Source organism: uncultured Ruegeria sp. (assembly GCF_947489545.1).
GTDB lineage: Bacteria > Pseudomonadota > Alphaproteobacteria > Rhodobacterales > Rhodobacteraceae > Ruegeria.
The window spans coordinates 50,982-64,657 of the sequence record NZ_CANLDZ010000002.1 but is presented as its reverse complement, the minus strand read 5'-3'; the positions used below and the strand labels follow the sequence as shown (position 1 = coordinate 64,657).

Sequence of the window (13,676 nt, the reverse complement as noted above, 5' to 3'; positions counted from 1 at the left end):
TAAAATCAGGATTCCAAGCGTCAATTTGAATTGGCTGTCTAGTTTTGGAGTTTGATAGATCTCAAGCCCTTGGATGGCGATGCAACTAGGACAGAAGCGAAAAGAACCACCAAATCACTAGAATGCAAAAGAGGATCGTTAGGAGACTATGAATGACGTAGAGTCTCTTGTGAATGGCAATTGCTGCAACGCCGACGGTCACAACAGGGCCAAGAAAAACTTCAAAAAAAATAAAGTACCCCAACCATTTGCCATAAAATATCAGTTCTTTGACAGGTTCTGGAAGCTCGGGCATGTAAAATAGGGCAATTGCAAAAACAGTGTTCCAAACGAAGCTGAGAACAGGCACCCAAATCAGAATGCATCCAAGTCTTTGAAACGGCGTATTTTTTCTAATTTTTGTTCCCAGCGAGACCGAAGTCCATACAGCTATTACCGGAACAAAAAGAACTAGCAAAAGAAGGAATACCATTGCTCGTCCCGCGAATTTTTAGCCAATAATTCTATGGAGTTGAGAATTCAACGCACCGCCTCAATCGGCCCCTCAGCACTCCCGCTGATGAACTGCTCCACATAGGGATCACCCGACGCATCCATCTGAGTAACGGGCCCGGTCCACTGGATCACGCCTGCGTGCAGCATCGCGACATTGTCGGCGATGGCGCGGACCGAGCTCATGTCGTGGGTGATGGTCATCGCGGTGGCGCCCATCTCGGTCACAATCTCGCGGATCAGGTCGTTGATGACGCCGGACATGATCGGGTCGAGGCCGGTGGTGGGTTCGTCGAAAAAGATGATCTCGGGTTCGGCGGCGATGGCGCGCGCAAGGCCGACGCGTTTTTGCATGCCGCCCGACAGTTCAGCCGGGAAACGGTCGGCGACGTCGGATTTCAGACCGACGCGGCGCAGTTTCTCGATGGCGATTTCGCGGGCTTCGTCCGTAGGGCGTTTCAGCGAGCCGCGTAGCAGGCGGAAGGCGACGTTCTGCCAGACGGGTAGAGAATCAAACAGTGCGCCGCCCTGAAACAACATCCCGAACCGGGCCAGAAACGCGTCGCGGTCACCGGATTGCGCGTCTTTGCCATCGACCAGGATTTTGCCGCTGTCCGGGGTGATCAGGCCCAGAATACATTTCAACGCCACGGATTTTCCGGTGCCCGAGCCGCCAATGATGACCATCGACGTGCCCTTGGGAATCTCTAGGTTCATGCCTTGCAGGACGCGGTTGTCACCGAAGGCTTTATGTACGTTCTCCATCCGTATCATAGCGAGAAGAACACCCCTGTGAGAACGAAGTTGGCGGCGAGGATCAGCACGGCGGCGGCTTCGACCGAGCCCTTGGTGGCGCGGCCAACACCCTGTGCGCCGCGACCCGAGGACATGCCGTAATAGCAGCCCATGATGGCGGCGATCAGACCAAACGCAGCACCTTTGACCAGGGACGAGACGATGTCGCGCAGTTCAAGGAAATCGACTGTATTCTTAAGGTAGGTCGCAGGATTGAAGCCCAGGTTCTGGGTGGCGACCGTGTAGCCTCCGGCAATGCCGATGACGTCACCGACCGCGACCAGTGCGGGCACAGTGATCACCGCCGCCAGCACACGCGGGGCCGTGAGGTACTTCATCGGATGGGTCGAGAGGGTGACCAGCGCGTCGATCTGTTCGGTCACTTTCATAGTCGCTATCTCGGCCGCGATGGATGAGGTCACGCGTGCGGCGATCATCAGTCCAACCAGCACCGGTCCAAGCTCGCGCACCATGCCGATGGCCACGATCTGGGGCACCACGGCCTCGGCATTGAAACGGGCACCGCCTGCATAGATTTGCAATGCCAGGGCGCCGCCGGTGAAGATCGCGGTCAGGCCAACAACCGGCAGCGACAGCCAGCCTATGTTCAGCAGGGCCAGACCGAATTCTCGCGGGTAAAACGGGGGGCGGATGATGTGGGAAATGGCGTCTAGCGCAAACAAGGCCACACGCCCGAATGCGGCCAGCAAGCCGAGGACCGCGCGGCCCAATCCACCCAGCATTGCAACAGGCGTCATTCCACGTAACCCCGTGAATAGCGTTGGCCGATCGAGGTCAGGATTTCATAACCGATGGTGCCAGCGGCTTCGGCCAGATCATCCACGGTCTGATGGCCGTTCAGGATGCGCAGGTGATCCGGGTCGTGGGGCAGATCGGTGACGTCCACGGTGATCAAGTCCATCGAGATGCGCCCGACAACCGGACAGGGCTGATCGCCCGAAAAGGTGTCGATTCCACCACCGATAGCACGGTGCAGACCGTCGGCATAACCCGCCGCAACGGTTGCAATGCGCGACGGACGCCGCGCGGTCCAGGTGTTGCCGTAGCCAACGGTTTCACCGACTTCGACGGCGCGCACTTGGATGACCGGCAGATCGATGGTTGTGACAGGTTTGGCCCCTGCAAACGGCAACCCGCCATACAGCCCGATGCCCGGACGGCAGAGATCAAAGTGAAACGCAGAGCCCAACAGAATGCCGCCCGTTGCCGCCAGAGACCGGGGTGCTGACACGCCTTCGGTCATCTCGCGAAACGTCTTGAGCTGTTGCTGGTTCATCGGATGATCAGGTTCGTCTGCACAGGCCAGATGCGATATCACAAGGCGGGGGTTCAATGCCTTGATCTTTTCACGCAGTTCGGCCCAATCACCAGGCTCAAGCCCCAGACGGTTCATTCCGCTGTCCAGTTGGATACCAAACGGATGGTCGGGCAACGCTTGCAAATGGCGCTGAAACTGTTCCGGGGAATTGATCAGCGGTGTCAGGTCATGGGCCCGCAGCAGATCAGTGTCGCCTTCCATATGACCCGAGAAAACCTCGATCATCGGGCCGGGACCTACAGCCTTACGCACGTCGGCGCCTTCTTCGGCCACGGCCACGAAGAACGTGCGCACGCCTTCTTCGGCCAGTGCGGATGAAACCGGCCCGGCACCCAGGCCATAGCCGTCGGCTTTGACCACGGCTGCGGTTTCAACTTCGGTGGTCGCATCAAGAGCCCGCCAATTGCTGACGAGTGCTTGAAGATTGATTTTTAAACGCGCGGTACTCATGGCACTGTTCATGACATCGGAGCCTTCGAGGTCAAGGGGGCAGAGGCAGTTTATCGGGGGATTTCCGTGCGTCATAAGCAACTTCCGGCTTGATACAGGGTTAATTCACCCGGTTTTAGACATTCTGATCGAATGTGTCGGCCAATAGTTTTGCACCAAGCGGGATCAAACCCGACCGCGATTGCCGGTCGTTCTATCATGCTGGAACGCAACCAATCGTAAGTGACCGCTGTTGGCCGCTATGGGCTGTATGTTGACGTCATAAGGTGATTTAAAACTCGCGGGATCAGAACACGCTGCACTCGGGGAAACATGTGATGAAATGCGTCGAAGGATATGCGGGGTTTGAAGTCGAAATTCCAAACCTTTTCGAAAGCGTTTTTTCCGCGTCCGAGGGGGTCGATGAGGGTCAGATCATCCGCGGGTTCGTCGATGATCTGATGGTTACAACGCCGGATACGGACCTGTTTGTCTATGTCGCGTTGGATAAGGGTACCTTGCTTGGGTGTATCTTCTTTTCACGGCTTGAGTTTGCCGGGGATGCGCGGCTGGTCTGTTTGTTGTCACCGGTTGCCGTTCGGACGGATCGGCAGCGGGCAGGGGTCGGGCAGAAACTGATCGCTTATGGATTGGACGACCTGCGCGGAAAGGGGTTCGACATCGCGGTGACCTATGGTGATCCTGAATATTACAGAAAAACCGGATTTATGCCTGTTTCTGAGGATGTTGTACCTGCGCCACTTCCGCTGAACCATCCTCATGGGTGGCTGGGTCAATCGCTGCATGGGTCGGATCTGACACCTGTGCCGGGCCCGTCCCGCTGTGTTCCGGCTTTGAACAAGCCGGAGCTTTGGTGATACGCCGATTGACGGTGATCAGTACCCTTCGACCTGACCGTCTTGCTGCCAGGGCTTGACCAGATTGCCGAAGCGAGTGAATTGCGCCTCGAATGACAGGTCAACCGTCCCGATGGGGCCGTGGCGCTGCTTGCCGACAATCACTTCGGCCTTGCCATGCAGGCGTTCCATGGCCTGCTTCCACTCTTCCATCTTGTCCAGCTCGTGGTCACCGGGTTTTTCACGTTCTTTGTAGTATTCCTCGCGGTACACGAACATCACCACATCGGCGTCCTGTTCGATCGAGCCTGATTCCCGCAGGTCGGACAGCTGTGGGCGTTTGTCGTCGCGGTTTTCGACCTGACGCGATAGCTGGGACAGGGCAATCACCGGAATCTGCAACTCTTTGGCGATGGCCTTCATGCCCATCGAAATCTCGGCAATCTCGTTCACGCGGTTCTCCGCCATACCGCGGCATAGCTGCAGATAGTCGATCACCAGCAGGTCCAGCCCATGGGTCCGTTTCAATCGCCGCGCCCGGGCGGCCAGCTGCGAGATCGGCAGGGCAGGGGTATCGTCAATGAACAGAGGACAGGCTTCCAGTTCTTTGGCGGCGTCCACGAAGCGGCGGAACTCGGCCTCGGTCATGTCACCCTGACGAATTTTGTGCGACGAAATTTCGGACGCTTCGGCCAGAACACGGCCCGCCAGCTGTTCGGCGCTCATCTCCAATGAAAAGAACCCAACGACGCCACCGTCAACGGCGCCTTCGCTACCGTCCGGCTTCTGCCCGCGCTTATAGGCTTTGGCTACGTTGAACGCCACGTTGGTCGCCAGAGAGGTTTTTCCCATCGACGGTCGCCCCGCCAGAATGATCAGGTCAGACGGGTGCAAACCCCCCAGCTGTTTGTCCAGATCGGCCAGACCGGTGGAAATCCCAGCCATGCCGCCACCGCGCTGGTAGGCCTCGTTGGTGACGTTAACGGCTTCTGTGACCGCCTTGAGGAAGGATTGGAAACCCTGTTCGGTCTGGCCCTGCTCGGATAGTTGGTAGAGCTGTTGTTCGGCCTCGACGATCTGTTCCTTGGGTTCGCTGGACACTTCAACACGTGCCGCCTTGTCCGAGATATCGCGACCAAGCCGGATCAGCTCGCGCCGGATGGCGAGATCATAGATCATCTGTGCATAGTCATGCACCGCAAAGGCGCTGATCGAGGCACCGGCGAGTTTAACCAGATAAGCCGGGCCACCCAGTTCCTTCAGGCCTTCATCCTCGGCCATGAAGGATTTCAGCGTGACCGGTGAGGCCAGCGCGTTCTTGGCGATACGGGTCGCGGCGACCTCGTAAATGCGCGAATGAACCGGATCATAGAAGTGTTCCGCCCCAATGATTGAGGCGACCCGGTCATACAGGTCGTTATTGGTCAGAATCGCACCCAGAAGCTGTTGTTCAGCCTCAATGGAATGCGGCATGGTTTCGGCGTTCTGAATTTGCGCCGCTGCCTGCTCGATACTGCTGATCTCGTTCATACTGCCCCCGCTGCCATTCGGCGGTTCTACACGTGATGCCCCGGTTCAAGCTATCTGCAAATGAATGGGGGTAAGTCGGGATAACTGCCCACCCGATTGGGGATAACATTGCCCCATCTTGTCATGAGAACAGTGTTCTCGCAACATTTGGTAGGGGTGAGGCGAAAATTAGCTAAATAAGCGCGCAAGGGGACGATTCGGACTGCCGATATCCCCAAACCACTCACAGCCACTAATTTACGATTTATGCGCCTCTTGCCAGCCGCGTGGGTCGTTCAGGAAGGCTTCGACGCCATCAAGTGTTTCCTGATCAAAAGCTTTCTGCGCTTTGGCCTCGGCCAGCACGTCCCACCATGTGCAAAGGCTGTGCAATTGAACCCCGTGATCGCCCAGCGTTTTCTCGGTTTCAGGGAAGATGCCGTAATAGAAAATGACGGCCGTGTGCCCGCAGGTTGCGCCGGTTTCCCGGATTGCATCAACGAAGCTTAGCTTTGATCCGCCATCGGTGGTCAGGTCCTCGACCAGCAAAACGCGATCGCCTTCGCCCATCGTTCCTTCGATGCGAGCATTGCGACCGTAGCCTTTGGGTTTTTTGCGAACGTACGTCATCGGCAGCGCCATGCGTTCGGCGACCAACGCGGCAAAGGGGATGCCTGCTGTTTCACCGCCTGCGATGTTGTCGAATGCCTCGAAGCCTACGTCGCGCATCACAGTGACCGTCAGGAAATCCATCAGGGTCGAACGGATGCGCGGGTACGAAATCAGCTTGCGGCAATCGATATAGGTCGGGCTGGGCAAACCGCTGGATAGCGTGAAGGGTTCGCGGGAATTGAAATGGACGGCCTTGATCTCCAGCAGCATCCGCGCGGTCAGGCGGGCGATTTCGGTGCTATCGGGAAATGAACTGGGGATCATGTCGGGACCTCGGCGGATTGCAGTGACGTTGCGGGCTGATAGCCCGTCGACAAGGCCAGAGTCGAGAGGGGGTGGCGCAAAAGAAAAGCGGACCCCTAAAGGTCCGCTTGTGCCCTTGCGGGCAGAGCAGGCTAAGGTGGGCTCAGCTGCTCATATCGTAGGCGCGCTCTCCGTGGACCGAAAGGTCGAGCCCGTTTGTCTCGGTCTCAGCGTCTACGCGAAGCGGCGTAATCAGTGCAACCACCTTGACCAACACAATTGTCACAACTGCCGTAAAGGCACCCACGATAACAAGCCCGCCCAGCTGCGCGGTCCATGTGCCCAGACCAAACAGTGCGATCATGAGCGTGCCAAAGATGCCGCCGACCCCGTGCACAGCAAACACATCCAGCGTGTCGTCGATTTTAAGGACGTTGCGAATAACATACACGGCCTCCTGACACAGGATGCCCGCAACGCCACCGATGATCAGCGCCTGGACCGGCCCAACAAAGCCAGAGGCGGGTGTTATTGAGGCCAAACCAGCGATTGTGCCGGTGACAAGCCCCACCATCGAGGCTTTGCCAAACCTGACCTTTTCCCACAAGGCCCAGGTCAGCGAGGCCGTGGCCGCCGACAAATGCGTCACGGTCATGGCCATTGCGGCGCCACCGTCGGCTGCCAGTTGCGAGCCGCCGTTGAAGCCAAACCAGCCGACCCACAACATCGCTGCCCCGATCATGACAAAACCCGGGTTATGTGGCGGCGTCGTGCGGTTAAGGCGAGGACCAAGAACAACCGCGATGATCAACGCAGCGATGCCCGCCGTTTCGTGCACGACAATGCCGCCTGCGAAGTCCCGCACGCCAATCTCGCCCAGAATGCCGCCATCGGTCAGCATGCCGCCGCCCCAGATCCAGTGCACCACGGGCGCGTAACACAGCAACATCCAAAGGCCCGAAAACGTCAGGACGAACCCAAACCCAACCCGTTCGACATATGCGCCAACAATCAAGGCCGGGGTGATGATCGCAAATGTCATCTGAAACGCAAAGAACAGTATCTCGGGCAGGGTGCCGGACAGGCTGTCAACGTCGACGCCGTTCAGGAATGCCTTGCCCAGGCCACCCCAAAGGCCGGACTCACCCGGACCAAATGCAATGGAATAACCCGCGACCAGCCACAAAATGCTCATCAGGCAGGCAATGGAAAAGCAATGCATGAAGACACTGAGCACGTTTCGGGCCCGGACCAGGCCGCCGTAAAACAGGGCAAGGCCTGGCAATGTCATGAACAGGACCAGTGCGGTTGCGACGATGATCCAGGCTGTATCGGCTCCGTTCATGGGCCGTTCTCCTCTTTCGCTTCAGGTGTGTCGGTCGACAAAAACACGTTGCAAACCGGCACTTCGTGAGTGGTGTGCACAGGGTTGAAGCGAATGACGAGCGGGGAAAAAAGAGGCAGTACCCCAAAAGACCGCCTATTTTGGCAGCCTTTTTTTAACTGGCGATTAAACTTGCGCCATTTTGGGGTGATTGCCAGAAATTTAAGCGAAAAGAGAAAGCCCGTCGGACAGCAGATCCAGCGCGTGATCGCGCGCTGCGCGACGGACGGCGTCACGACCCGGCGCGCCAAATTCGATGGTCTCGACCCGCGTCGGATGTCCTTTGGCCGCCAATCCGAAGCACACGCGGCCTTCGGGCTTGAACTCGGATCCGCCCGGTCCGGCGATGCCGGTGATTGAAACGGCCAATTGGGCCTGCGAATGGCGAACCGCGCCTTCGGCCATTTCACGCGCTACCTCTTCTGACACAGAGCCATGGGTGTCCAATGTTTCGGCGCGAACATCCAGCATGTCTTGCTTGGCCCTATTCGTGTAGGTGACGAACCCGCGTTCGACCACCGCCGAGCTGCCGGGAATGTCCGTCAGTGCGGCGGCAACCATACCACCTGTGCAGCTTTCCGCCGTGGCGATCATCACGTTGCGCGCTTTGGCGCGGTCAAGAAGATCGGCGGCGGTCACAGGCCCATAACTCCATGCGCAATGCCAGCTAGGGCTAGAACGCCGATCGCTGCAAATACACCGGCGATGACGTCATCAAGCATAACGCCCATCGGATCGCCACGGCGGTCTGCCCAACCTACCGGACCGAGTTTAATTATGTCGAAGAACCGAAACAGCACGAACCCGGCCACCCAGCCGGGCCAGAGCGCGGTAATCTCGATACCGTGGGCCCAGGACGGGTATGAAATCGCCCAGAGCGCGATGAACTGGCCCGCAACCTCATCAATCACGATCTCTGAGGGGTCGTGATCTTTCTGTCCTTCAGTCATGATGCGCGTGGCCCAAAGGCCCGCAAAAAACACGACCAATGTCGCCACCACCAGCAAGGGGAACCCACCGACTATGTGCAATACCCAAGCCAACGGCAGTGCTGCCAGTGATCCCCAGGTGCCGGGTGCGGGACGCAAGTGTCCGACCCCGCAAACGGTTCCGATCAGCTGCGCGACGTTCATGTTTTCACCAAGCAGGCCGTGGCCAATGCGGCGATGCCCTCGTTGCGCCCGGTAAAGCCCAGACGTTCGGAGGTTGTAGCTTTGATCGAGACCTGATCGGGGTCTAATCCCATGATCCTGGACATTTCTTCCCGCATGGCCTGCGCATGAGGCCCGATCTTTGGATACTCGCACACCAGCGTGCAATCGACATTCGAAATTCGATAGCCCATCTGTTTGCACAGCTCGACGGCGTGCCGCAGGAAGATTTCACTAGCGGCGCCTTTCCATTGCGGATCAGAGGGCGGGAAATGCTGGCCGATATCACCCTGCGCCAACGCACCATAGATCGCATCGGTCACAGCATGCATTCCCACATCCGCGTCCGAATGGCCTTGCAGGCTGCGGTCATGCGGAACTTTGACGCCGCAGAGGATCACATGATCCCCATCCCCAAACCGGTGCACGTCATACCCGTTGCCCAGTCTTACATCCATGTTCAGCCCCATTATGCGTTCCGCCCGGGCAAAATCCTCGGGTCTGGTGATTTTGATATTGTCTGCGTCACCTTGCACGATGGCCACATGGATATCTGCCGCCCGGGCAACCTCCACATCATCCGCCGCCCCGCCGGGATGCGCCGCATGCGCGCCAACGATGGCGGCATAGTGAAACCCTTGCGGAGTTTGCGCAGCATAAAGTGCCGAACGGTCCTGCGTTCCGGTGACAGTTGCCTGCTCACCGGTCCAAAGGGCATCAGTTATAGCCAGTCCAGGGGCCGCGGCGACGTTGGTGTCTAGTGCCGCAAGAACATCGTGTACGATCCGCGTGTTGACGCAAGGCCGGGCCACGTCGTGGATCAGAACTTTTTCCACCCTTAGGCCTGCCAAGGCGTTCAGCCCATTGCGCACCGACCCGGCGCGATCATCACCGCCCTCGGCCAGAATCAGGTCGTTGTTGTGGAATTCGTCCCATGCGGCCGCGTCGTCAGGCGACAGCACAAATACGATGTGATCCACGTGACCTCGAAACCTGTCGATGGTCCAGTCGGCCACACGCCGTCCCGCCAGCGTGCGCCATTGCTTGGGCGTATCCCCTCCGGCGCGCAAACCGCGTCCTGCGGCGACGATGATGGCGGCGGTTGTCATATTAGGGGTGTTCTCCTGTGCTCTGGTCTTTGTTTAGGGGGCGGTGAAAGCAGAGGCAATCACCCGCGTCACTGTGCCTAAAAAATAGGCGGATGATGATTTTGCGGGCTTGTGAGCCGCCGTTTTGTTGTTCATACGCCCTGGATTCGATATCAAACTCGCAATTGCCCAAGGATTAAGCACGTTGACCCTGCATCTTGCTGACAAGGATCTAAACCCGCCTGTGCTGCTGGCGCCGATGGCCGGAATCACGGATCGGCCCTTCCGTGATCTCGTGATGCGCTTTGGTGCCGGGATGGTGGTAAGCGAAATGGTCGCCAGTCAGGAGATGGTGCAAGCCAAGCCGGGCGTGCGTGAGCGTGCGGAACTGTCGGCCGACGTTGAAAACACCGCTGTTCAGCTTGCTGGGCGCGAGGCGCATTGGATGGCCGAAGCCGCACGACAGGTCGCGGGTCGCGGCGCGCGCGTGATTGATATCAACATGGGTTGCCCGGCCAAGAAGGTAACGAATGGGTATTCCGGCTCGGCTTTGTTGAAGACACCGGACCACGCGCTGACACTGATCGAGGCAGTCGTTGAGGCGGTAGATGTGCCGGTCACGCTGAAAACGCGGTTGGGCTGGGACGATGCCTTGCTGAACGCCCCGGACGTGGCGAGGCGGGCACAGAACGCAGGCATTCAGATGGTCACGATACACGGGCGCACACGCTGCCAGTTTTACAAAGGTCATGCCGATTGGCGGGCCATTCGTGCCGTCAAAGACGCCGTTTCGATCCCGGTGATTGCCAATGGGGACATCACCGACACCAATGCCTCACGCACCGCCTTGCATCAATCTGGTGCCGATGGCGTTATGATTGGGCGAGGGGCGCAGGGCAAGCCTTGGGTTCTGGCCCAGGTTTGTCATGAGATCTATGGAACCGGCGCGCCCGAAATCCCGACCGGCGCAGCGTTGGTTGATATGGTGCAGGCCCACTACCAAGCGATGTTGGCCTTCTACGGCGTTGATCTTGGCCTGCGCGTGGCACGCAAACATCTGGGATGGTACATGGATGAGGCTGGCACGCCTGCACCCTTGCGCCGCGCTGTCTTAACGTCGCGCGATACAGACGACGTGTTGCGCCTGATCAGCGATGCGCTGAGCGACACGGCCGAGGAAGCGGCATGAACTCGGACAAAAGCATCTGGAACTCGCTGCCCGTTCCCGCCTTCATCATTGATTCAGACGACCGGATCTCGGATGTGAATTCATCGGGCGAAGGGTTTTTGAATGCCTCGCGCAAGGCGGTTATTGGCCATCCGGTCTGGGATCAGATCGCTGTGGATGCCCCGCTGGAAGAGGCGTTTTTACGCGCACGAGCACAGGGTACCCCCTTGTTCGTGAATGATGTCGACGCTGGATCTGGGAACCGCGCGCCATTGCAATGCGCGCTACAGATTGCCCCACTGGTCGGTCATCCGGGATCGATGATCATGATCATATCTCCTCGGGAATTGGCGGGGCGGATGACACGGGGGAACACGGTCAAATCAGCAGCACAATCGGCCATCGGTATGGCCGAAATGCTGGCCCATGAGATCAAAAACCCCTTGGCCGGAATCACCGGCGCCGCGCAACTTCTTAGCATGAATATTGCGCAGCAAGACCTTGAACTAACGGATCTAATTGTTGCTGAAAGTCGCCGAATTGTGAAGTTGCTAGAGCAGGTCGAGCAATTCGGAAACCTTCAGCAACCTGATTTCAAACCGGTCAATATCCACGATGTGTTGGACCGGGCGCGCCGGTCGGCACTGTTGGGCTTTGGGGCTGATATGGCAATCATCGAGGACTATGACCCCTCGCTGCCGCTCGCCTATGGCGATCCAGATCAGTTTTTGCAGGTGGTTCTGAACCTGCTTAAAAACGCGTCCGAGGCGGCTGGACCCAAAGGCGGGTCCATTCGCTTGCGCACATATTTCGAACACTCGTTTCGCCTGCGACGAAGCGATGGATCGGGTCACTCGCTGCCCTTGCAGATCGAAATCATTGATGATGGTCCGGGCCTGCCGGAAGACATCCGTGGCGACATATTCGACCCGTTTGTTTCGGGCCGGGAAAACGGCACAGGGCTGGGTTTGGCATTGGTCAGCAAGATTATCTCGGATCATGACGGATGGATTTCGGCCGAGTCTGTGCCGGGCCGCACTGTATTTCGAATCTCGCTGCGTCGTGCGCCGCGAGACCAGACAGAAGACAATAAGGAGAGCAGTTGATGGATGGCACTGTACTTGTCGCGGATGACGACCGCACGATCCGCACGGTTCTGACCCAGGCACTGACGCGTGCGGGGTGCAAGGTGCATGCCACCTCATCCCTGACAACACTCATGCGATGGGTCAGCGAGGGCAAGGGTGATGTTGTGATCTCGGATGTCGTCATGCCGGACGGCAATGGTTTGGAAATGTTGCCTAAAATTGCCGAAGATCGTCCGGGTCTGCCGGTCATCGTGATTTCGGCGCAGAATACGATCATGACGGCGATCCAGGCGGCCGAGGCGGATGCGTATGACTATCTGCCAAAGCCGTTCGATCTGCCGGATTTGATGAAGCGTACCGCCCGGGCACTGGATCAAAAGCAACGATCACAAATAGAGCCCGCCGACGATAGCGGGGAACGCCCGGATGAGCTGCCTCTGGTTGGGCGAACACCGGTCATGCAGGCGCTTTACCGGCTGGTGGCACGGGTGATGAACACCGACCTGTCGGTGATGATCTCAGGTGAAAGTGGCACCGGGAAATCCCTGATTGCACGGGCTATTCACGATTTTTCGGACCGGCGCACGTTGCCGTTTGTCACCGCGACTGCAGCTGATCTTCGTGATTTGGAAGGGCCGGCCAGGGTCATGGCTCGGGTACGCGGTGGCACGTTGCTGATCGATGAGATTGCCGACATAGATGACGAGATTCAGGCCCGTATCGTACGAATGATGGACACACCAGGCGATCATGTTCCGCGGTTCATGGCCACCAGTCAGACTGACCTGACCGAAGGCATGGAAGGGGGGCGGATCCGTCAGGATCTGTACTACCGGCTATGTGGTGCCACGATCCATGTCCCTGCGCTGCGCGAGCGGGTGGATGATATCACCTTGCTGACGGAACATTTTCTTGCACGAGAGGAGCGGGAAAGCGGTGCGAAACGCTGGCTTAGTCCCGAGGCGGTTGAACTGGTTCGACGATACTCTTGGCCGGGGAATGTTCGCCAGTTGGAAAATGCGATCCGCCGACTAAGCCTGACCAGCCGGGCAGATGAGATTTCCAAGGCCGAGGTCGAAATGGTGTTGGGAAGCCAGCCCGAGGCTGAACCGGTTTTGGGGGGCGGGGAACGCGAGAAGCTGTCGACGTCTGTCGGAAGACACCTGAGGCGCTATTTTGACTTGCACGGGAATATGCTGCCACCTCCGGGCCTGTACCAGCGGATTTTGCGCGAGGTCGAAGCGCCGTTGATTGAAATTGCACTGGATGCAACGGGCGGAAATCAGGCGAAATGCGCCGATTTACTGGGGATTAACCGGAATACGCTGCGGAAAAAGATTACAGATCTCGATATACAGGTGACACGCCGACGCAAACTGATGTAATATCGCCACACAAACCGTGGCATCCGGGCCTCTCTCGGGTAAAGACCACGATATATGGCGGTAAGCCGCACAAGCG

14 protein-coding genes are annotated in these 13,676 nt (G+C 58.1%); 4 read left to right on the top strand and 10 right to left on the bottom strand.

Annotated elements, in window-relative coordinates; genetic code table 11:
• Nucleotides 1–85: 85 nt before the first annotated feature.
• From Q1B13_RS02965 to alr, 4 genes are read right to left on the bottom strand one after another with little or no spacing between them, the layout of a single operon-like run.
• A complete protein-coding gene (locus tag Q1B13_RS02965; protein WP_299075719.1) occupies nucleotides 86–472 on the bottom strand; it encodes a hypothetical protein in 387 nt (128 codons plus the stop codon).
• Nucleotides 473–519: 47 nt separating this feature from the next.
• Entirely contained in the window at nucleotides 520–1,266 is a 747-nt protein-coding gene (locus tag Q1B13_RS02960; RefSeq protein WP_299075716.1) for an ABC transporter ATP-binding protein, read from the bottom strand.
• Nucleotides 1,263–2,045, bottom strand: a complete 783-nt coding sequence (locus tag Q1B13_RS02955) for an ABC transporter permease (protein ID WP_120635602.1) — start codon at nucleotides 2,043–2,045, stop codon at nucleotides 1,263–1,265. The genes Q1B13_RS02960 and Q1B13_RS02955 overlap by 4 nt, the downstream gene beginning before the upstream one ends.
• A complete protein-coding gene (gene alr / locus Q1B13_RS02950; RefSeq protein WP_299075712.1) occupies nucleotides 2,042–3,076 on the bottom strand; it encodes an alanine racemase in 1,035 nt (344 codons plus the stop codon). The genes Q1B13_RS02955 and alr overlap by 4 nt, the downstream gene beginning before the upstream one ends.
• A 317-nt stretch (nucleotides 3,077–3,393) precedes the next feature.
• Between alr and Q1B13_RS02945 the strand changes: the two genes are divergently transcribed.
• Nucleotides 3,394–3,933, top strand: a complete 540-nt coding sequence (locus tag Q1B13_RS02945) for a GNAT family N-acetyltransferase (RefSeq protein WP_298934853.1) — start codon at nucleotides 3,394–3,396, stop codon at nucleotides 3,931–3,933.
• Nucleotides 3,934–3,951: 18 nt separating this feature from the next.
• Here the strand turns inward: Q1B13_RS02945 and Q1B13_RS02940 are convergent, their stop codons facing one another.
• From Q1B13_RS02940 to Q1B13_RS02915, 6 genes are all read right to left on the bottom strand, one after another.
• The gene (locus Q1B13_RS02940) at nucleotides 3,952–5,442 is read right to left on the bottom strand and encodes a replicative DNA helicase (protein WP_298934854.1); all 1,491 of its coding nucleotides are present in this window, start codon (nucleotides 5,440–5,442) and stop codon (nucleotides 3,952–3,954) included.
• Nucleotides 5,443–5,679: 237 nt separating this feature from the next.
• Entirely contained in the window at nucleotides 5,680–6,357 is a 678-nt protein-coding gene (locus Q1B13_RS02935; protein ID WP_299075710.1) for an orotate phosphoribosyltransferase, read from the bottom strand.
• Between the two features lie 142 nt (nucleotides 6,358–6,499).
• Nucleotides 6,500–7,681, bottom strand: coding sequence for an ammonium transporter (locus Q1B13_RS02930; RefSeq protein WP_299075707.1), 1,182 nt, complete (start codon nucleotides 7,679–7,681; stop codon nucleotides 6,500–6,502).
• Between the two features lie 201 nt (nucleotides 7,682–7,882).
• Nucleotides 7,883–8,359 carry a CinA family protein gene (locus Q1B13_RS02925; protein WP_299075705.1) on the bottom strand — a complete coding sequence of 159 codons (477 nt, stop codon included), beginning with the start codon at nucleotides 8,357–8,359 and terminating at the stop codon, nucleotides 7,883–7,885.
• Entirely contained in the window at nucleotides 8,356–8,853 is a 498-nt protein-coding gene (locus Q1B13_RS02920; RefSeq protein WP_299075704.1) for a phosphatidylglycerophosphatase A, read from the bottom strand. The genes Q1B13_RS02925 and Q1B13_RS02920 overlap by 4 nt, the downstream gene beginning before the upstream one ends.
• Complete coding sequence (locus Q1B13_RS02915; protein WP_299075702.1) at nucleotides 8,850–9,980, bottom strand: bifunctional 2-C-methyl-D-erythritol 4-phosphate cytidylyltransferase/2-C-methyl-D-erythritol 2,4-cyclodiphosphate synthase; 1,131 nt, start codon at nucleotides 9,978–9,980, stop codon at nucleotides 8,850–8,852. Before Q1B13_RS02915 ends, Q1B13_RS02920 begins: the two co-directional genes overlap by 4 nt.
• A gap of 184 nt (nucleotides 9,981–10,164) precedes the next feature.
• On the opposite strand from Q1B13_RS02915, the gene dusB reads away from it, so the two are divergent.
• From dusB to Q1B13_RS02900, 3 genes are read left to right on the top strand one after another with little or no spacing between them, the layout of a single operon-like run.
• Nucleotides 10,165–11,148, top strand: a complete 984-nt coding sequence (gene dusB, locus Q1B13_RS02910) for a tRNA dihydrouridine synthase DusB (protein WP_299075700.1) — start codon at nucleotides 10,165–10,167, stop codon at nucleotides 11,146–11,148.
• On the top strand, nucleotides 11,145–12,233 hold the full coding sequence (locus tag Q1B13_RS02905) for an ATP-binding protein (protein WP_298934861.1): 1,089 nt from the start codon (nucleotides 11,145–11,147) through the stop codon (nucleotides 12,231–12,233). The genes dusB and Q1B13_RS02905 overlap by 4 nt, the downstream gene beginning before the upstream one ends.
• Entirely contained in the window at nucleotides 12,233–13,600 is a 1,368-nt protein-coding gene (locus Q1B13_RS02900; RefSeq protein ID WP_298934862.1) for a response regulator, read from the top strand. The genes Q1B13_RS02905 and Q1B13_RS02900 overlap by 1 nt, the downstream gene beginning before the upstream one ends.
• Nucleotides 13,601–13,676: the final 76 nt, after the last annotated feature.